The sequence below is a fragment of the Agrobacterium larrymoorei genome, assembly GCF_005145045.1.
Lineage (GTDB): Bacteria > Pseudomonadota > Alphaproteobacteria > Rhizobiales > Rhizobiaceae > Agrobacterium > Agrobacterium larrymoorei.
Map to the genome: position 1 here is coordinate 2,578,606 of NZ_CP039691.1, position 20,520 is coordinate 2,599,125.

Annotated in this window: 12 protein-coding genes, 1 tRNA gene and 1 pseudogene; 4 read left to right on the top strand and 10 right to left on the bottom strand. The window is 58.3% G+C overall.

Annotation, left to right across the window (positions count from 1 at the left end; translation table 11 throughout):
• Nucleotides 1-149 precede the first annotated feature (149 nt).
• Nucleotides 150-1,151, bottom strand: coding sequence for an MBL fold metallo-hydrolase (locus CFBP5473_RS12560; protein WP_027673856.1), 1,002 nt, complete (start codon nt 1,149-1,151; stop codon nt 150-152).
• A 192-nt stretch (nt 1,152-1,343) separates the two neighbouring features.
• On the opposite strand from CFBP5473_RS12560, the gene CFBP5473_RS12565 reads away from it, so the two are divergent.
• Nucleotides 1,344-2,741: an MDR family MFS transporter gene (locus CFBP5473_RS12565; RefSeq protein WP_027673855.1), complete on the top strand. Its 1,398-nt coding sequence runs from the start codon at nt 1,344-1,346 to the stop codon at nt 2,739-2,741.
• Nucleotides 2,742-2,744: 3 nt separating this feature from the next.
• Here the strand turns inward: CFBP5473_RS12565 and CFBP5473_RS12570 are convergent, their stop codons facing one another.
• The 3 genes from CFBP5473_RS12570 to CFBP5473_RS12580 all read right to left on the bottom strand — a co-directional run bounded on the left by CFBP5473_RS12570 (nt 2,745) and on the right by CFBP5473_RS12580 (nt 5,331).
• Nucleotides 2,745-3,470 carry an RlmE family RNA methyltransferase gene (locus CFBP5473_RS12570; protein ID WP_027673854.1) on the bottom strand — a complete coding sequence of 242 codons (726 nt, stop codon included), beginning with the start codon at nt 3,468-3,470 and terminating at the stop codon, nt 2,745-2,747.
• 1 nt (nt 3,471) lies between these two features.
• The gene (locus CFBP5473_RS12575; RefSeq protein WP_084631448.1) at nt 3,472-5,010 is read right to left on the bottom strand and encodes a Ppx/GppA phosphatase family protein; all 1,539 of its coding nucleotides are present in this window, start codon (nt 5,008-5,010) and stop codon (nt 3,472-3,474) included.
• A gap of 244 nt (nt 5,011-5,254) precedes the next feature.
• Nucleotides 5,255-5,331 (bottom strand) — tRNA-His (locus CFBP5473_RS12580).
• A gap of 384 nt (nt 5,332-5,715) precedes the next feature.
• Here CFBP5473_RS12580 and CFBP5473_RS12585 point away from each other — a divergent pair.
• Nucleotides 5,716-9,378, top strand: coding sequence for an ATP-binding protein (locus CFBP5473_RS12585; protein WP_027673852.1), 3,663 nt, complete (start codon nt 5,716-5,718; stop codon nt 9,376-9,378).
• 164 nt (nt 9,379-9,542) lie between these two features.
• The gene (locus tag CFBP5473_RS12590) at nt 9,543-11,117 is read left to right on the top strand and encodes an ABC transporter permease (protein ID WP_084631454.1); all 1,575 of its coding nucleotides are present in this window, start codon (nt 9,543-9,545) and stop codon (nt 11,115-11,117) included.
• 266 nt (nt 11,118-11,383) lie between these two features.
• On the opposite strand, the gene CFBP5473_RS12595 is transcribed toward CFBP5473_RS12590, so the two are convergent.
• The 6 genes from CFBP5473_RS12595 to CFBP5473_RS12620 form a co-directional block, all read right to left on the bottom strand.
• Nucleotides 11,384-13,333: an acetoacetate--CoA ligase gene (locus tag CFBP5473_RS12595; protein ID WP_027673850.1), complete on the bottom strand. Its 1,950-nt coding sequence runs from the start codon at nt 13,331-13,333 to the stop codon at nt 11,384-11,386.
• A gap of 29 nt (nt 13,334-13,362) precedes the next feature.
• The gene (locus CFBP5473_RS12600; protein WP_027673849.1) at nt 13,363-14,175 is read right to left on the bottom strand and encodes an ABC transporter permease; all 813 of its coding nucleotides are present in this window, start codon (nt 14,173-14,175) and stop codon (nt 13,363-13,365) included.
• Nucleotides 14,176-14,178: 3 nt separating this feature from the next.
• On the bottom strand, nt 14,179-15,087 hold the full coding sequence (locus tag CFBP5473_RS12605) for an ABC transporter permease subunit (RefSeq protein WP_027673848.1): 909 nt from the start codon (nt 15,085-15,087) through the stop codon (nt 14,179-14,181).
• A gap of 12 nt (nt 15,088-15,099) precedes the next feature.
• The gene (locus tag CFBP5473_RS12610) at nt 15,100-16,257 is read right to left on the bottom strand and encodes an ABC transporter ATP-binding protein (protein WP_027673847.1); all 1,158 of its coding nucleotides are present in this window, start codon (nt 16,255-16,257) and stop codon (nt 15,100-15,102) included.
• 82 nt (nt 16,258-16,339) lie between these two features.
• On the bottom strand, nt 16,340-17,437 hold the full coding sequence (locus CFBP5473_RS12615; protein WP_027673846.1) for a polyamine ABC transporter substrate-binding protein: 1,098 nt from the start codon (nt 17,435-17,437) through the stop codon (nt 16,340-16,342).
• Nucleotides 17,438-17,573: 136 nt separating this feature from the next.
• Nucleotides 17,574-18,992 (bottom strand): helix-turn-helix domain-containing protein, encoded by a 1,419-nt coding sequence (locus CFBP5473_RS12620; protein ID WP_027673845.1) that lies wholly within the window; start codon nt 18,990-18,992, stop codon nt 17,574-17,576.
• A 231-nt stretch (nt 18,993-19,223) separates the two neighbouring features.
• On the opposite strand from CFBP5473_RS12620, the pseudogene aceA reads away from it, so the two are divergent.
• Nucleotides 19,224-20,513, top strand: a pseudogene (gene aceA / locus CFBP5473_RS12625) (isocitrate lyase).
• Nucleotides 20,514-20,520: the final 7 nt, after the last annotated feature.

The window sequence follows — 20,520 nt, forward strand, 5'->3', positions numbered from 1 at the left end:
CGATCCGGAACGAATTGTTCACCCCGACGGTCCTGCAAAGAAATGCTTGGAAGTTGGCGAGGGCTCGTAACACGGTTATGACGGTAAGGGAATAGAAAAAAACCCGGAAAAGGCTTCCGGGTTTTCGTGTGTGTCGCAATGCAGCAAAATCAGATATCGAACTGATAGGATTTCGGCACGAACCTGTAGCCCGTATCCAGCTTTTCCGCGTAACCGACAGCCGGGAACGGCATGTGATAACCGAGGAACGGCAGGCGATCCGTTGCGATCATGTCGAAGACCTTTTTGCGGGTGGCGGCTGCGGCGGCCTTATCCATATCGAAACGCACTTCCCAATCCGGCCTCTGAAGCGAGAGCACGAAATGGTTGGCGGTATCCGCCGTCAGGATGAGCCGCTTGTTGCCCGATTCGACATTGAAGATCATGTGGCCGGGAGAGTGGCCGAAGGCTGCGATGGAGGTAATGCCGGGAACGACTTCCGCGCCATCGCCGATGAAGGTAGCCTTTTCAGCCAGCGGCTTGACGTTGGCGAGCACCGCCTTTTGACCGCCTTCGGCTGGCGTTCCAACGCGCTTTGCATCCGTCCAAAAATCATACTCCGCCTGGCCGAGCACGTAACGAGCTTTTGGAAATGCGGGCTTGCCCTTTTCCATCAGGCCGCCAATATGGTCGCCATGCAAATGGGTCAGCACGACCACGGTCACGTCTTCCGGCGTGTAACCGGCGGCGGCCAGACCTTCGATCAGGCGTCCATTGCCGGATTCGCGACCGGCCTCACCGAAGCCCGTATCGAACAGAACGAGGTCCGAACCCGTATTGATCAGGGCGGGCGAGAAGCTGTTGACGAACTGATCTGCAGGCAGGAAATTCTTCTCAAGCAACTCGCCAACTGCTTCCGGCGTCTGGTTCGTGCCGAAGGTTTCTCCAGGCTTGCCGGAGGGACGCGCGCCATCCTTGACGACGAGAACTTCGAAATTGCCGAGCTTGAAGCGATTTGTTTCCGGGGGCATTGCGTGATTGATCTCCATGGATGTCTGGGGCTGAGCCGTCTGGGCAAATGCAGTGGAGCGCAGCACGAAAGGTGCGGCAAGAGCACCGAAGCCTGCCGAGCCGATCAATACACGCCTGCTGATCTTCATAGAACCGTTCATAAATCCCTCCGATGTCGTTCATTGGACGCAAACCTTAGACCAATAGTTCAACGACGATCAGGTTCAGAATAGGCCTCTCACAGAGACGTGATGAAAACGGGATTATTGCCAAAAGTTTAGTTGGCAAAGCCTGTGGGCAGGCGTAGTAAGGTAACCAAACCTTTTCGGATGCGGGTCGCCGCAGACATTTCTATGAATAGAATCATTCCGCTCATTCTCGCCGTCGCTCTCTTCATGGAGCAGATGGACTCGACCGTCATCGCGACATCCCTGCCTGCGATTGCGCGCGATCTGAACGTTGGCCCCATCACGCTGAAGCTTGCGCTGACCTCCTACATGGTCGCGCTTGCCATCTTCATCCCGATCAGCGGATGGATGGCGGACAAATATGGCGCAAAGAAAATCTTTCGCTTCGCCATTGCCGTTTTCGTCATCGGCTCCATCTGCTGCGCCGTTTCCGGTTCGGTGGTTGAGTTCGTCGTGTCCCGCTTCTTCCAGGGTATGGGCGGCGCGATGATGACGCCGGTCGGGCGTCTCGTGCTGTTGCGTACCACCAAGCGTAGCGATCTCGTTTCCGCCATGGCGCTTCTGACGATTCCGGGCCTCGTCGGCCCGCTGACGGGCCCGCCCATCGGCGGCTTCATCACCACCTATTTCTCCTGGCACTGGATATTCCTCATTAACGTCCCGATCGGCGTGATCGGCATCTGGCTTTCCACGATCTATCTGCCGGAGATCGAAACGACCAACCCGCCGCCCATGGATACAATCGGCTTTATCCTCTCCGGCGTGGCGGCCTCCGGGGTGGTATTCGGCTTTTCCGTCGTCAGCCTGCCCGCGCTGCCGCCTGCAATCGGCATCGCCGCCATCATCATCGGCTTCATCTGTGGCGCGCTTTACCTGCGCCACGCAAAGAGGCACCCGGCCCCGATCCTCGATTTCAGGATTTTTGAAAACACCACCTTCCGCGCAGCCTCCATCGGCGGCACGATCTTCCGTATTTCGACGGGCGCGATACCTTTTCTGATGCCATTGATGTTGCAGATCGGTTTCGGTCTGAACCCGTTCCAGTCCGGCATGATCACCTTTGCCGGTGCCATCGGCGCCATCACCACCAAATTCATGGCGCGACGGGTCTTTGCAGCAACCGGCTTCAAGACGACGCTGATCAGTGCAGGCATCGTCGGCGCGTTTACGACGCTCGCCAACAGCTTCTTCACGCCAGATACGCCCTACCCGCTGATCATGATCTTTCTGGTGACAGCAGGTTTTGCCCGGTCCTTCTTCTTCACCGGCACCAATGCGTTGAGCTATTCGGATATCGCTGACAGTCAGGCAAGTCAGGCCACATCCATGGCATCCGTGCTGCAGCAGATCAGCCTTGCGCTGGGCGTCGCCTTTGCGGCCACTATACTCGAAGTGAGTGGCTTCATCTCCGGTGCGCATCTGCAGCTTGCCGATTTCCACCATGCCTTCGTCATCGTGGCGCTGGTATCGCTCTTTGCCATCGTGCCGTTGATTGCGATGGACAGAAGCGCCGGAGACGCCGTTTCCGGCCATCGCCGCAAGATCGAGCAGCCAGCCGAGTAAGTCTTACTCGGCCTCTTCCGCTGAAACGGTTGCCGCTTTCCGGCCCTTGAAGTGCTTGGCGAGCAGGAACATTTCCACCGATTCCGAGCGCGACGAAGCTGGCTTGATGTGGATGACCTGCTTGAAGTTCTGCTTCAGCATATCCAGCAATGTCTTCTCAGTACCGCCCTGGAATGTCTTGGCGAGGAAGTGGCCGCCTTCGGCCAGAACCTGCACGGCAAAATCCGCCGCCACTTCGCAAAGATGCATGGTGCGGATGTGGTCCGTCTTCTGGTGGCCGGTCGTGGGGGCCGCCATATCCGAAAGAACCAGATCCGGCGTGCCGCCAACGGCTTCCATCAGACGATCCGGTGCAGTCGGGTCAAGAAAGTCCAGCTGCAGGATTTTCACGCCGGGGATCGGGTCCAGTTCAAGGAAGTCGATGGCCGCCACGCGGATGTCGTCTTCGGTCGAATCCGTTACCTTGGCCGCGATCTGCGACCAGCTGCCGGGCGCGGCACCAAGGTCGATGATGCGGCGTGCATCTTTCAGAATCTGATGCTTGTCGTTGATTTCCAGAAGCTTGAAAGCTGCACGGGCGCGGTAGCCTTCCAGCCTGGCACGCTGCACGTAGGGATCGTTGATATGACGCTCCAGCCAGCGGCGGGACGATGCCTTGAGCTTCGTCTTCTTCACCTTCTGGCCGATCTTGCGTCCGGTACGGTTCGTACTTGTGGGCGCCTTGCTCATATCAACCCTTCCGCTCTGTCCGGCCACCTGTCTGGGCACGGCGTATCTTGTTTCGGCGCCATGCGCCATCATCTGCCATCATATCGGTCAGGAGACCTTCGCGAAGCCCCCGGTCTGCTACACGCATGCGCCGCGCGGGCCAACGCCTGCGGATCGCCTCCAGAATGGCGCACCCGGCCAGAACCAGATCGGCCCTGTCCGGCCCGATGCAGGCATTGGCCGCACGCCCGGCGAAATCCCAGGCCAGCAACTTGTCCTGCATCGCCGTCACCTCGGCATCGGAAAGCCACAGCCCATCCACCTTGCGGCGATCATAGCGAGGCAGATCGAGATGCACGCCTGCAAGCGTGGTCACGGTGCCAGAGGTTCCGATGAGGTGAAAATCTTCCTGCGCGGACTGGCCATTGATCGGCGGGCAATGAAATGCCTCGAGCAGCCCTTCCACTTCGTTGACCATGGCGGAGAATATTTCGGGCGTCACATCCCGACCGCCATGGCGCTCGGACAGGGTGACAACGCCGACCGGAAGCGAGGTCCAGTGCGTGATGTGGTTGGCAAGCCTGTTCGAGCGATTCTCGTTCACGCGGATAACTGCGATTTCCGACGAGCCGCCACCGATATCGAAAAGCACCACCGAGCGCGCTTCCCGCCCTACCAGCGAGGAGCAGCCTGACACCGCAAGCCGTGCTTCCGTCTCGCGGCTGATGATCTCGAGCTGGAGGCCCGTTTCGCGCGTTACGCGGGTTAGAAACTCTTCGCCATTGGTAGCCGCACGGCACGCTTCCGTCGCAATCAAGCGCATGCGGCGGATCGGGCGGCCCGAAAGCTTCGAAGCGCAGATGCGCAAGGCCTCGACGGCACGGTCCATGGCATCATCGGACAAACGGCCGGTGGAGACGAGGCCTTCCCCAAGGCGAACGATCCGCGAAAACGCATCCACAACCCGGAACTGGCCGGGTCGTGTCGGCTGCGCGATCAGAAGACGGCAATTGTTCGTGCCGAGATCGAGCGCGGCATACATATCCGCGCCGCCTTCATAGGCATCGCGAGTACCGGGATGTCGCCCATGGGAAGCATGCTGGGTATCAAGCCCTCCTGAAGAGCCATGACCTGCCGCACCATTCTGCTTTGCGGCGGGACGCGGCGCATGGTTCGGAACCAGCGGCCTTCCCTGCGGATCGCGGTGGGTGCGTTTGCGATTTCGCGCTTTTCTCTTTCCGGGAGCAGGTGCTTGTTCAGATCGCAAGGCAATGCCAGGCTTCTGAGCTTCTGCATTCGCCGGTGTAGATGGCTGCTGACCGCCCTGCCCGCGGGAACGCCTGCGCCGCTTGCGCTTGCGCGCCTCCGAGCCAGGCTCGAGATTGCCAGAAGGTGGGGAATCCGGACGGGAATCGGCCATATGCAGTTGCGGCAAAGCAGAAGCCGGACGGTTCTTGCCGCCTCGCTTGCCCTTGCCACGACGGGAACGCTTCGCCTTCCCTTTTTCTGCCACCGACGCCCCTGATTCCGGCGGCTTTACGCCGCTGCCGGGGTCAATCACTGTTTTATCCACTCCGCCGCGCAAAAGCCCGAAGGCATGCCGCTGGCGTCCAATAAAGGTTACGTTGGGGCAACCATACCAGTCTGTAGCATTTTAGCCAACTGGTTTTTGGAAAAGCACAGAGCCCGATGAGCAGAGCGCTAAGGAACGGGTGAGGAGGCAGAAGAACTTGATTGAGAAGGAGGAAGGAAATTCTCTTCTCCCCGAAAGTCTAAGTGACGAATGACTGACGGGGAGAAGAGAATGGTACGGTTGAGTGGGGTCGAACCACCGACCTCAGGTGCCACAAACCTGCGCTCTAACCAACTGAGCTACAACCGCACATGCAGCGCTTCGGCGCCACGGGGGCTCACATACGGGGTGTTTTTCCCTTTTGCAAGTCCTTCGATAATTTTTGCGAAAAAAGGCACGGAAAGCAAGCGGGTTTTCGATGTCGGCGGTGGACATTGTGCAAAGTGGTGGATGGCGAGTGCGGGCCCATAGCAATCGATTGCAAAATCGCCACTTCGCCAGCACTATCGGATTGGCAGGTCGGGTCGGGATGGCGTTAACTGTGTTTGGCAATTCCATCCAGAGATTATGGACCCGGCAGCCCTGTGAAGTTATTTAAGATTCTGTTAACATCAAGCCGATGCAGGCTGTTTAGCGTCTCATGAGGAGGCCGTGCGGCAGGCAACGTCAGGTAGTGCCAGAATAGGTTTCGACATGCCCGCCGTTCAATATCCGTTTATCGACATTGCAGTGCATGAGCGCGTGCGTGAAAAATTCGCTGGCGGCGAAGCCATGGCGCTTTTTTCCATGGATATGAAAAACGCGCTCTGGGCCAATGGGCGCGGGGCAGCGCTTTTCGGCACGCCGCTGATCTATGATTTGCTCGAGCATGGTCCGAAGGCGCAGGATGTCACCTTCCGCCAGTTGGCTGGTGCGGCAAGCCGCCTTGCCAAGATCGGCGACCGGCAGCAATTCACCATCCGCGTTCTTTCCGGTTTTCGCAGCGTTGCCGTAGCAGCCATCGCAGAAGTGATCGAAGCCGAGCCAGGCCAGCCAGCCATCCTCTTTTCCGCAGCACTCGATCAGGCGCAGCCATCGCTCAAAGAGCGTGCGCGCCGCATGATCGAGGGTTTCGATGACGCCGATATTCACATGGCGGTGCTGGATGACAGTGCCAATATCATTGCCGCGTCCGATGGTTTTGCAGCCCTTGGTATCGCGCCGCAAACGGCAAGAACGCTGATTTCCATGGCATCCGGCCAGGAGGGCAAGCTGGTCAAAAGACCTGTGCCCACCGGTAAGGGCTACCTTCCCGCTGCCACAGGCCAGCTGACGCGAGATCCCGCACTTAATCTGGTGTTCGTGGTTGAGACGGCGCTCGGTACGCTCGATCCTTCTTCCGACTTCGTGCAGGAGAGTGCCGAGCCGAAGGTGGAGCCGATCATTCCCCAGGCCGAGGCGGAAAATCTTCGCAAAGCGGAATTTGCCAGCGTTCTGGATGCCGTTGCCGAAATCGAGGAAGTGTCCGAGCCAGAGGACATTGATGGGAGCGATGACGAGGCTGTTGCGGATGACACGCTTGCGGCTTCTTCTCAGGAGCTTGAGACTGAAGCTCAGGACAATGTAGAGGAACTCGTCGCACCTTCTGATTCGGCAGATGCGGAAATATCTTCTGATAGTGCAGAAGAAGTGGCTGTCGCCACGGCGGAGCCTCAGCAGGAGTTGGCGCTCGAGCAAAAGGCACCTGCCAATGTCGAGAAAGCTGAACCCGTTGTCGAGCAGACGCCTCCAGGGGCTGTTCAGCCTTTCGCTTTCAACCCGAATGGCCGTGCATCCCGTTTCGTCTGGAAAATTGATGCCAACGGTCGTTTCAGCTCCATTTCCCATGAATTTGCCGATGCTGTCGGGCAGAAAGCTGCTGCTGTCGAAGGCATGAGCTTTTCCGATCTGGCGGCCCTTTTCAACCTCGATCCGGAAGGCAAGATCGCCGAGCTTCTGAACCGTCGCGATACATGGTCGGGCAAAACGATCTATTGGCCGGTGGAAGGCACCTCGCTTGTGGTGCCGATTGATCTCGCGGCCTTGCCCACATACACGCGTTCACGCGAATTCGACGGCTTCCGCGGCTTCGGCATCGTGCGAATTGCCGATGCGGTGGAAGACCCGAACGCAGTTGGCTTGGCGCTGAGCGGCGAGAGCGAGCATTCCGAGCAGCCGGAACAGGACATTCCTGAAGACGAGACGGTTCTTTACACTCTGCCTGACGATACCGAGGCGGTTGTCGAAGAAAATGAATTGCTCGAGGCAGAGCCTGAGATTGAGGATGCGTCCATCAATGAGGCTGAAGCCTACCCCGAGCCTCCGCAAAGCTACGAGCCGCCTGAAACGGAAGTTCCGGTTCTGAAAATCACCGAGACGCCCGGTCGTCGCTACTCCGACAAGGTCGTGCGTTTCGAGGAACACCGCAATCGGGTCCGTGATGGCCTGAGCGCCAGTGAGGAGGCTGCGTTCCGGGAAATCGGCCGTACGCTGAAGCCGGTCGAGAGCTCCGAAGACAAGCCGGTTGAGACCGAGGCTTTGTCGCAGGTCGAAATTCAGGAGGAGCATACCCAGCAGGATGCACCGACGCAGCACGATACTGTGGACGCGGTGCCGACATCGACGGAAGCCCCGGCGGCAATCGAAGCGGATGAGGATGATTTCGCGGATTACACGCGTGGTGACGAGCCTGTTGCCTTCACGCATATACCGTCATCCAGCCGCGTGACTGCCGAAGAAGAAGAGCCCAAAGACGATGGCGAGGAAGAGGCTGAAAAGGCCTTGAGCGTCGAGACGCTAGCTATTCGCCACGCCTCCAGCCTGACGGCTGAGATCGTGGATCAGATGCCGCTTGCTCTTCTCATCCATAGCGGCGATAGGCTGTTCCACGCCAACCCGGAGTTTCTGCGCCTGACCGGCTATGCCGACATTGACGAACTGGCCGATGTGGGTGGCCTGGATGCGCTGTTGCAACGGGATGATCTTCAGGCCGATTCGGATCACACCGGCGGTATGATTGCGGTCACTGCGGAAAACGATCTCGTTCCCGTGCGTGCCAAGCTGCAATCGGTTCGCTGGGACGATGCAGGCGCGCTGATGCTGTCGTTGATCCCGACAGAGATGGTGGCCCCGGCTTCCCTTCCCGCCAATGAAAATCAGGCGGAGGCGTTGCCGCCCGAAAACATCGAGGCGGAAGATGCGGCCAATGTTACCAAGATGAAGGGCGAGATCGAGGAGCTTCATTCGATCCTCGAAACCGCCACCGATGGCGTCGTGCTGGTGGGTGAGGACGGCAATATCCGCTCTCTCAACCGTTCCGCCAACGCACTTTTCAACTACGATACCGGAGAGATTGCCAACAAGCCCTTCGTGACGCTGTTTGCGCATGAGAGCCAGCGGGCGGTGCTTGATTATCTTTCCGGGCTTGCCAATAACGGCGTTGCCAGCGTGTTGAATGATGGCCGTGAAGTGATCGGTCGCGAAGCATCCGGCGGCTTCCTGCCGCTGTTCATGACTATCGGCAGGCTGAAATCCACCAATGGTTACTGCGCCGTCATTCGCGATATAACCCAGTGGAAGCGCACCGAAGAGGACCTTCGCAACGCCAAGCGCGCGGCAGAAACCGCCAATGCCCACAAGACGGACTTCCTTGCGCGCGTCAGCCATGAAATCCGCACGCCGCTCAATGCGATCATCGGCTTTGCCGATATGATGGCGACCGAGCGTTTCGGCCCTGTGGGTCATCCGCGCTATATCGAATATTCGAACGACATCGTGCGGTCTGGCCGCCATGTTCTGGATATCGTCAACGATCTTCTGGATATTTCCAAGATCGAAGCGGGCCAGATGGATGTGGATTTCCGCGCGGTCTCGCTGAACGAAACAATTGCGGAAGCCGTGTCCATCGTTCAGCCGCAGGCGAACAACCAGCGTGTGATCATCCGCACCGCTCTATCCCAGTCTGTTCCGCAGATCGTGGCCGACCTGCGCTCGATAAAGCAGATCCTGCTGAACATTCTGTCCAACGCCATCAAGTTCACGCCGTCGGGTGGGCAGATCGTGGTATCCACCGCCTATGAGGCGAATGGCAGCGTCACCATGCGCATTCGCGATACGGGCATCGGCATGACGCGCTCGGAACTGGAGCAGGCCATGAAGCCTTTCCGCCAGGTCTCTGCATCAAGCAGCCGCGTGCGCGGCGATGGCACGGGCCTTGGACTGCCCCTGACGAAAGCGATGGTGGATGCCAACCGCGCCAATTTCTCGATTACCTCAACCCCGAATGAGGGAACTTTGGTGGAAATCAGCTTTCCTTCACAGCGAGTGCTTGCGAACTGACCCGTTGCGGGATTAGCAATTTCCGTGGCCTCGATTTCTTGCGGGCCGCGGAAGGATAAGAAGCCTTGCAGCCATCCGAAACTACATCAACTCCGCAAAGTGCCCGCGCCTTGCGGTTAGGCGCGCTGTCCATCGGCGCGGCGCTTTTGGCTGCTATCGTCGCCATGCCGCTGATTGCCATCTTCTCCATGGCGCTGACCGGCGGCACTGCCGGATGGCAGCATCTGCTGGCAAATGTGTTGCCGCGTGCGGGCATGCAGACGATTCTGCTTCTTCTGATGACAGGTGCTTTTGCAACTTTCTTTGGCGTGCTGAGCGCATGGTTCGTCAGCGCATTCGAGTTTCCCTTCCGCCGTCTTCTGTCTTTCGCGCTGGTGCTGCCGCTCGCCATTCCATCCTATCTGGCGGCCTATGCTTTCGGCGAATTTCTCGATTTCACCGGGCCGGTGCAAAGCGGCATCCGCGTGCTGTTCGGCTATCAAAGCATCCGCGATTACTGGTTCCCGGATATCCGTTCTCTCGGCGGCGCGGTTCTGGTTCTGGGTTCGGTTCTTTATCCTTATGTGTATCTCTCGGCACGCGCCGCCTTCGGGCTTCAGGGGCGTGTCGCTTCGGAAGCAGCCAGAACACTGGGTGCCGGGACGTTGCGCAGCTTCCTTTCCGTGCAACTTCCCATGGCGCGCCCTGCCATCATTGTCGGTCTCGCCTTGGTGATGATGGAAACGCTGAACGATATCGGCGCCGTGGAATATCTGGGCGTGCGCACGCTGACCTTCACCATCTACGAGACATGGCTCAATCGCGGCAATCTTGCCGGTGCCACACAGATTGCCTCCATCCTCGTCATCATCGTTGCCGCCCTTATCATTACCGAGCGAAAAGCGCGAAGCCGCCAGCGTTTTGTTGCAGGCAAGGCAACGGCCATGGCGCAGCGTTCCGTGCGCATAAAGCTGTCGCCTGCACGCGGCTGGATGGCCACCTTGTTCTGCGTTCTTCCCGTGCTGTCCGGCTTTGCCATTCCTGTCTTCGTGCTTGGCAGCTATGCCGCAAAAAGGCTGGATACCATGGCCGATCCAAAACTGGTCAAGGCGCTGTATCACAGTCTGGAAGTGTCCGTTCCGGTCGCGCTGCTGACATTGTTGGGCGGCTTTCTTTTTGCCTATGCCCAGCGCACCAACCCCTCTTCACTCACCCGCTCGGCCATTCGCATCGGCGCGCTGGGTTACGGCATTCCGGGGACGGTGCTTGCCATCGGCGTGCTGCTGCCGCTTGCCGGTTTCGACAACGCGCTGGATGGCTTGTTGCGCACGCATCTCAATGTTTCGACAGGGCTGCTTCTATCAGGCACGGCCATCGCCATCATTTATGCCCACAGCGTTCGTTTCATGACGCTGGCGGAAGGGACCATCGATGCGGGGTTTCAGAAGCTTTCTCCGCATCTGGACATGGCAGCGAGAACGCTTGGACGCACAAGGCTTCAGACGCTGACGGGCGTGCTGCTGCCGAATATCCGGCCCGGCGCCATTACGGCATCGCTTCTGGTTTTCATCGAATCCCTGAAAGAGCTTCCAGCCACGATCATGCTGCGGCCCTTCAGCTTCAATACCTTGGCAACACTGGTTTATGAGAGCGCCTCGCGCTCGCGTGTTCAGGATGCCGCACTCCCTGCCCTCATCATCATCGCTGCAGGGCTTGTGCCTGTCATTCTTGTTTCCCGCTCGCTGGATGCGGACACATAAAAAAAAGGCAGCTGACGCTGCCTTTGAATGTGTGCTTATCAACGAGAGTTAAGAACGAAAATACATCATGTCTTTTTGGAGCCACCGGCCCTGCCATCCCGTCATTGGATGGACCCACGTTGGGTTTACATTTGAACAGCGCAATTTAACAAAAGGTAAAAGCGGCACTGGACCTTTGAGGGGCAATAAATCCTATTTCGATGCAGCTGTTTCAGCATAATGAAAGATGCGCGGCGCCGACATTGGCGCGACGACTGCCAAGCCACTCAGTGCTGCAACGCCTCGATACCTTCAAAGAGGGCCAGCGCTTCCGGGTTGGCCAGCGCTTCCTTGTTCTTGACGGGGCGTCCGTGGACGACTTCTCGCACGGCCAGCTCCACGATCTTGCCGGACTTTGTTCGAGGAATATCAGCCACCGCGATGATCTTTGCCGGAACGTGACGGGGTGAAGCACCGTTTCTGATGCGGTTTTTAATGGTGGACGTGAGCGTCTCGTTCAGCGTCACGCCCTCGGCGAGCCGAACGAACAACACCACGCGAACATCCCCATCCCAATCCTGCCCGATGCAGAGTGCTTCCAGCACCTCATCCAGCTTCTCAACCTGATTGTAAATCTCGGCAGTGCCGATCCGCACGCCGCCGGGGTTGAGCGTCGCATCCGAGCGGCCATGGATGATGAGCCCACCATGCGGCGTCCACTCGGCAAAGTCGCCGTGACACCAGACGTTATCGAAGCGCTCGAAATAGGCCGCACGATATTTCGCGCCGTCGGGATCATTCCAGAACATGATGGGCTGGCACGGGAAGGCCTTGGTGCAGACGAGCTCTCCCTTCTCACCACGAACTGGCCTGCCCTCTTCATCCCAAACGTCGATGGCAAGCCCAAGTCCCGGCCCCTGAATTTCACCCTCCCAGACGGGCTTGACCGGGTTGCCCAGCACGAAGCAGGAGACGATATCCGTTCCGCCTGAGATGGAGGCGAGCTGTACGTCTTTTTTGATCCCATCATAGACGAAGTTGAAGCCTTCCGGCGAAAGCGGTGAGCCGGTGGAGGTGATTAGCCGAAGTTTTGCGAGATCATGGGTTTTGTCCGGTTCCAAACCGGCCTTGCGCACGGCATCGATGTATTTTGCCGAGGTTCCGAAGATGGCAAAGCCTTCCTCTGCGGCATAGTCGAACAGCACATTGCCATCCGGTGCGAAGGGTGAGCCATCGTAAAGACAGAGCGTTGCGCCGGAGGCGAGGCCGGTAACCAGCCAGTTCCACATCATCCAGCCGCAGGTGGTGAAGTAGAAGAGCCGCTCGCCCTCCCTCAATTCGCAATGGAGGCGATGCTCCTTCAGGTGCTGCAGCAGTGTGCCGCCCGCCGAATGAACGATGCATTTGGGCACGCCTGTCGTGCCGGACGAGAAGAGAATATAGAGCGGATGGCTGAAGGGCAGACGGGTGAAGACAAGAGGCTTTGCGACAAAATCGCGGATGACGTCATGATAGAGAATTGTGCCGCCCGCTGCATCGGCTGAACCCTCGCCACCGGCATAGGGAACCAGCAGCAGCTTCACGCCGAGTGTCTCCGCCACCGCGCGCGCCTTCGGGGTCACATCCTGTCGCTTGCCATTGTACCAATAGCCATCACAGGCGATGAAAAGCTTAGGCTCGATCTGGCCGAAACGATCCAGCGCGCCCTGCTCGCCAAAATCCGGGGAGCAGGATGACCAGACGGCGCCAAGCGAGGTTGCCGCCAGCATCAGCGCCACAGTCTCCGGCATGTTCGGCATCATGGCCGCGATCCGGTCTCCCGGTTCGATGCCCATTGCGGCAAATGCCTGTTGCAGACGGGAGACTTCGCCTCGCAGGCGCTCCCAGGACCACCGGTCCCGCACCTTGTCTTCGCCCCGAAAGATGATGGCGTCATCGGCCCCGGTTCGGACCAGCAAATTCTCTGCGAAGTTCAATTGCGCGTCCGGGAAGAACCGCGCTTTCAGCATGTCGTCGCCATCTACAAGCACCCGGTCGCCCGGTTCGCCGATCACGCCGCAATAGGTCCAGACCGCACTCCAGAAGTCTTCGCGGCTTTCCACCGACCAGCGGTGAAATGCATCATAGTCAGCGAATTCGACCGAATAGCGCTTTTCGCACCAGTGCATGAAATGCGTCATGGGCGAGCGCGCAATGCGCTCGGCAGAGGGTGTCCAGAGCGATTTGCTGTCAGTCATCGGCGGCCTCCTCCTGCCCGCGCAATCATTCAGCCCTTGGCGGCGGCGTGCTCGTCCCTCATCCGCTGAAGCTCCGTTCGCTTCGAGGCGATGGAAGCGCAGATGACACCCACCGTGACCAGCGCAATCAGGATTGTGCAGATGGCGTTGATCTCGGGCGTTACGCCAAGGCGCACCTGCGAATAGATTTTGATCGGCAGCGTCGTTGCACCCGGCCCCGTGGTGAAGCTGGCAATGACCAGATCATCCAGCGACAGCGAAAAGGCCAGCATCCAGCCTGCAACGACGGCGGGCAGGATGAGCGGTAGGGTAATGCGGAAGAAGGTCTTGACCGGCGGACAACCGAGATCGAGCGCCGCTTCCTCCAGACTTCTATCGAAGGTCAGAAGACGCGACTGCACCACGATGGCGACGTAGCACATGGTGAAAGTGGTATGCGCGATAACCACTGTCCAGAACCCGCGATCCACCCCGATGGACACGAAGAGCAGCAGCAAGGACAGGCCGGTAATGACCTCCGGCATGACGAGCGGCGCATAGATCATGCCGGAAAACAGCATACGGCCCGGAAAGCGGGCAAAACGCGTCAGCGACAGTGCCGCGAGCGTGCCGAGGATCGTGCCGATGGTGGCGCTCAAAATCGCGACGCGCACGGTGATCCATGCCGCATCCATCAGCCCCTGATTGGACCACATGGAGCGATACCATTGCAGCGAAAAGCCGCCCCATACCGTCACCAGTTTGGATGCGTTGAAGGAATAGATCACCAGAACGAGGATCGGAATATAGAGGAATGCAAAGCAGATCGTGAGGATGGTCGTGTCGAGTTTACCGCGCTTCATGGCTCACCCCACCTTTTTCTGCTGGTTCTGGAAAATCGCAATCGGCACGACCAGCAGCAGCAACAGAAGCACGGCGACGGCGGATGCCAGTGGCCAGTCTCGATTGCCGAAAAATTCGGTCCAGAGCGTCTTTCCGATCATCAGCGTCTGCGCACCGCCGAGAAGATCAGGGATGACGAACTCACCGGTGATCGGGATGAAGCAGATCATCGAACCGGCAATGACGCCGGGAAGCGACAGAGGGAACGTGATTTTCCAGAAGGCTTTCCATGGCGGGCAACCGAGATCGGCAGCGGCTTCGAGCAGCGTATTGTCCAGCTTTTCCAAGGCCGAATAAAGCGGCAGCACCATGAATGGCAGGTAGGAATAAACGATGCCGATGAAGACCGAAATCTCCGTGCGGAAGATGTTGACCTGTTGATCCGGCCCCAGCAGACCGACGGTCTGGAACAGCACCGTCAGCAGACCTTCCGGCTTCAGAATACCAATCCAGGCATAGACGCGGATCAGGAACGAGGTCCAGAACGGCAGGATGACCAGCATTACCAGCGTCGGGCGGATGTGGCTCGGCGCGCGCGCCATGGCAAGTGCCATGGGATAACCGATCAGCAGCAGAAGCACTGTCGAAATGAAAGCGATGCGCAGCGACGAGAGGTATGCTTCGATGTAAAGCGGGTCTTCCGTAAGAAAGAAATAATTCTCGAAATCCAGCTGCGACAGGAAATCACCGATGCGGCTGAAGCCTTCGAAGACCGGCACATAAGGCGGCATCGCAATCGCGGTATCGGAGAGCGAAATCTTCACGATGATGAAGAAAGGTGCTGCAAAGAAGAGCAGAAGCCACAGATAGGGCACTGCCACGACCAGCCATCGCGTCGGGCTCTGCCGGTTTTCAGGAGACGAGATCGCCATGTGTCACTCTCCTTATCGGGTCAGGACCAGACCGGAATCGGCTTTCCAGTTCAACCAGACCATATCACCGAAGGTGATGGGCCGGTCCACCAGACGCGAGACATTGGCCTGCGCGGCCCGCATGATGCGCCCGTCATCCAGCTTGACGATGAAGACCGAGAAGTCACCCAGATAACCGATATCCCAGACTTCTCCGTGGGCAACATTCATCGACGTATCGGCGGGCTGATCGAGCGATATGCGCACTTTCTCCGGGCGGATGGCGAAGGCGACGTTGTTTCCAACACTCGCCGCGCAATCCTGCTCCACGGTGACGGCAAGTCCTTCGCAATCGAGCACCACGCTTGCCGGTCTGCCATCGGCAGGCGTCTTTTCGTTGATGTTCGCCTCGAAAATATTGATGTCGCCGATGAAGTCCGCCACGTAGCGGCTGTTCGGCGCTTCGTAGATTTCCGCAGGCGTCGCCACCTGAACCACGATGCCCTTGTCCATCACCGCGATGCGGTCGGAAACGGTCATTGCCTCTTCCTGATCGTGCGTGACGATAAGGAAGGTGAGGCCGAGCGTCTGTTGCAGGTCCATCAATTCGAACTGGGTTTCTTCGCGCAGCTTCTTGTCCAGCGCGCCCAGCGGCTCATCCAGCAGCAGCACTTTCGGGCGTTTGGCGAGCGAACGGGCCAGCGCCACACGCTGGCGCTGGCCGCCGGAAAGCTGGCTTGGCTTGCGCCGGGCAAATTCCGTGAGCTTGACGAGGCGCAGCATTTCCTCTACGCGGGTATTGATATCGGCTTTCGGCAATCCATCCTGCTCCAGACCGAAAGCAATGTTCTTTTCCACCGACATGTGCGGGAAAAGCGCATAGGACTGGAACATCATATTGGTGGGCCGCTTGTATGGCGGCACGCCGGAAATATCCTTGCCCTGCAAGAGAATGCGCCCCTGCGTCGGTTCCTCAAAACCGGCCAGCATGCGCATCAGCGTCGTCTTGCCACAACCGGAGGGGCCGAGCAGCGAGAAGAATTCGCGCTCATAAATATCCAGCGTCAGATTATCGACGGCAGTGAAATCACCGAATGTCTTGGTTACATTTTCGAAGCGGATGAAGGGAACCGCAGAGGGATCGGTCCAAGGAGAGAATTTACGTTTTACCGGACCGAGTGATTTCGCCATGACCTGCCCTGTTGACTTGCGGTTCTGAGACTGAACGGGAAAGGGGCAGGAGTTGACCGCCTGCCCCTTGTTCGAAACCCGGTCAGCTGCCGGTTTTTATCTGAGTCCAGACGCGGTTCAGAACGCGTTGTTCACGAGGCCCGTAGGGTGAGATGGTGAAGAGCTTCTTCATCGTCTCCGCATCCGGGTACACCGAAGGATTTTTGACGACCGCTTCATCCATCACCGCCTGCGAAGCAAGGTTGCCGTTGGCATATTGAACGTAGTCCGATGCCTTGGCGGCGACTTCCGGCTTCATCATGAAGTTGATGAAGGCGTGGGCCGCGTCGACATTCTTCGCATCGGCAGGGATGGCGAAGGAATCCATCCAGATATAGGTGCCTTCCTTCGGGATGACGTAGTTCACGTTCACGCCGTTCTTGGCCTCTTCGGCGCGGGTCTTTGCCTGAAGCACGTCGCCCGACCAGCCGATGGTGATGCAGCTATCGCCATTGGCAAGCTCATCGATATAGGCGGAGGAGTTGAACGTCTTCACGTAAGGACGGATCTTCTGATAGACCTCGCCACCTGCTTCCAGATCAGCGGTTTCCTTGCTGTCCGGGTTCTTGCCGATGTAGTTCATCGCAATCGCGAAGGTTTCGTCGGAAGCATCGAGAATGTTGATGCCGCAGGACTTCAGCTTCTCGGCATTTTCCGGCTTGAACAGAACGTCCCAGCTATCGATCTTCACATCGCCAAGTGCTGCCTTGACCTTATCGACATTGTAGCCGATGCCGGTGGTGCCCCACATATAATTGACGGCATATTCGTTGCCGGGATCGTACTGCGCCAGACGCGTCGTGATTTCCGGCCACATGTTCTTGAGGTTCGGAAGCTTGGACTTGTCCAGTTTCTGGTAAACGCCTGCCTTGATCTGGCGTGCGAGGAACGGAGATGTCGGAGCCACGACGTCATAGCCGGAATTGCCAGCCAGAAGTTTCGTTTCGAGAACCTCGTTGCCGTCATACACGTCGTAAACGACCTTGATGCCGGTTTCCTTGGTGAATTCCTCAAGGAGGGACGGATCGATATAATCCGACCAGTTATAGACGTGGACGACCTTTTCCTGAGCGAAGGCCGCGCCACTGGCGAGAACCGCCGCGGCAACTGCCAGAGTGAAACGAAGCGAACGATGTCTCATGATCTCTCCTGCTTAAAGCGCATGGTGGGAAAATCTGCGCGAACCCCTTGTTTTGAACGGAGACTAAAAAGGAAAACTTCTCGCCGCAAGCGGGAAATGTGCAGCGCCGCAGTTTCAAACAATTGTGTTTCGTCGCTTACTGGAAATCGAACACGCTGAGCCCTGTCACCATCTCATCCAGACCCAGCGGGCGCGTAAGCGGCGCCTCGGCGCGCGAGAGGCACCCCTGCCTCTCGCACAGCCTGCAAGAAGGGCCGATGGCGACGACCCCGGTCTTTGTTCCCACAGCATCCCCATAGACCAGATCCTTGGCAAAACCGGCCTCGCAAGCCAGCATCAGTGCAGTGCGACGCACCCGTTCCCCAAACCCTGCCTGCGGCCCTTCCAACGTGCGGGATATGGTCAAATAGGCCCCGCCATCGGGCATTTCGGCACTTTCCACCAGCACTTGCCCCGGCTGGGCGAAAGCGGCGTGGATGTTCAAGCGTGGACAGAGCCCGCCAAAGCGCGCTTGCGGAAAGCCCTGCGCACCGGATTTGCGAAACCGGTTTCCGGCATTGTCGGTTTCCATAAGGAAGAAAGGCACCGCCGTAGCCCCCGGCTTCGCCAGCGTGACGAGGCGGTTTGCCGCCTGCTCGAAGGATACGTTGAAGCGGGCGCGCAGCACGTCGATATCGTAACGCGCTCTCTGGGCCGCAGAGAGAAAGGCTGCATAGGGCATCATGAGAGCGTGGGCGGCGTATCGCGCCAGTTCGAAACGGGCAATGCGCCTCGCCTCCTCTCCCGAAAGAGCAAGAGCCTCCAACTCGGCAGAGATTTCAGCCGTCAAGGCCAGAAGCGAAACCTCCATCGCCAGCTCGCGCAACTGATCATGCGGAGACAGCCGCTCGGACAGGAACAGCCGCATGGAGTGGCGATCGTAGCGCCGCCGCAAGTTCGGCATGGCATGAACCGGCAGGCTTCGCACGACGATGCCGTGGTTCTTTTGCAGCCAGGATTTCAGCGTTGCGGCAAGGTCATCGCCCGTTGCGAGCGACGCGTGGAAGGTTTCCGCGGCGGAATCGAGACCAGCGAAATGAGCGGGCCGCGCTTCAAAAACCTGCCGAACTTCATCGATTGGCAGCCGCGCATCGGACAATGTCGTCTGGTGGCCTTCCCGCGCCAGAAGATCGGAGAGATCGCTCAACCGCTTGGCCTGCTCACGGTAAGCGCGATAGAGCTTGACGACACCGCCTGCTGCATTGGGTGCGGCTTCCGCCACTTCCACCAATTCCTGCGGCGATGGAATTTCGCCTGCCAGAAGCGGATCGGCGAAAACTTCTCGAAGCTGGCTTGCCGTGCCGCCGCTCTCTCCCTGCAGATCATCCAGATCAACCTTGTAGACGGAGGCGAGCTTCAGGAGCAGTTGCACTGTCAGCGGTCGCTGGTTGCGCTCGATGAGGTTGAGATAGGATGGCGATATGGCAAGCGCCTCCGCCATCGCCGTCTGCGTCAAACCAAGACTGTTGCGCACGCGACGGACCCTAGGCCCTGCGAATATCTTGTTTTCCGCCATGTCACCTCCCTCTTTGACAAAGCACGTACAATCAACATGATTTACAAAACTGACAATTTTACAAGGTCAATCTGTCAAAGACGATACAGCATAACCCGTTTCAAGTCACTGATTTTCCTTTTTATCTAGCCACTATCAACCATGAAATGTAAATTCAGTCACATCAAATCGCCGCTTCCGAGGAGCTGAATAGCGGTGAGTGATTTTGATTGATGAACATGGGAGAGAGATGTGACTGATTTTTACAAACTGGTTCCAGCCGCACCGAAAGGCCGTTTCGATGGCACTGAGCGCACTTATAGCATCGAGGATGTGCTGAAGCTTCGCGGCTCCGTTGAAATCCGCCATTCGCTGGCGGAGATGGGTGCTAATCGTCTCTGGCAGCTGATCAACGAGGAAAGTTTCGTCAACGCGCTTGGCGCTCTTTCCGGCAACCAGGCCATGCAGATGGTTCGTGCGGGACTAAAAGCCATCTACCTGTCCGGCTGGCAGGTTGCGGCGGATGCGAACACGGCGTCCGCCATGTATCCAGACCAGTCTCTATACCCCGCCAATGCCGCGCCGGAACTGGCGAAGCGTATCAACAAGACACTTCAACGCGCCGACCAGATCGAGACGTCTGAAGGCAAGGGTCTTTCTGTCGATACATGGTTTGCGCCTATCGTCGCGGATGCCGAAGCCGGTTTCGGCGGCCCGCTCAACGCGTTTGAGATCATGAAGGCCTTTATCGAAGCGGGTGCGGCTGGCGTTCACTATGAGGACCAGCTGGCATCGGAAAAGAAGTGCGGCCATCTGGGCGGCAAGGTTCTGATCCCGACGGCTGCCCATATCCGCAACCTGACCGCCGCGCGTCTGGCCGCAGATGTCATGGGCACGCCGACGCTCGTCATCGCACGTACCGATGCGGAAGCGGCCAAGCTTCTGACTTCGGACATCGATGAGCGTGATCGGCCCTTCGTGGATTACGATGCCGGACGCACCGTGGAAGGCTTCTATCAGGTGTAGAACGGTCTCGAGCCCTGCATCGCCCGCGCCAATGCCTACGCTCCTTACTGCGATCTCATCTGGTGCGAGACATCGAAGCCGGATCTGGAGCAGGCGCGCAAATTTGCAGAAGGCGTGCACAAGGTGCATCCGGGCAAGAAGCTTGCCTATAATTGCTCGCCGTCCTTCAACTGGAAGAAACATCTGGATGACGCGACAATTGCCAAGTTCCAGCGCGAGCTGGGTGCCATGGGCTACAAGTTCCAGTTCATCACCCTTGCCGGTTTCCACCAGTTGAATTACGGCATGTTCGAACTGGCACGCGGTTACAAGGATCGTCAGATGGCCGCCTATTCGGAGCTTCAGGAAGCGGAATTCGCAGCCGAAATCAACGGCTACACCGCAACCAAGCACCAGCGGGAAGTCGGCACCGGCTATTTCGACGCGGTATCCGTCGCAATCTCCGGCGGCACCTCATCCACCACCGCCATGAAGGAATCGACCGAGCACGACCAGTTCCGCCCGGCCGCAGAATAACCAGTCA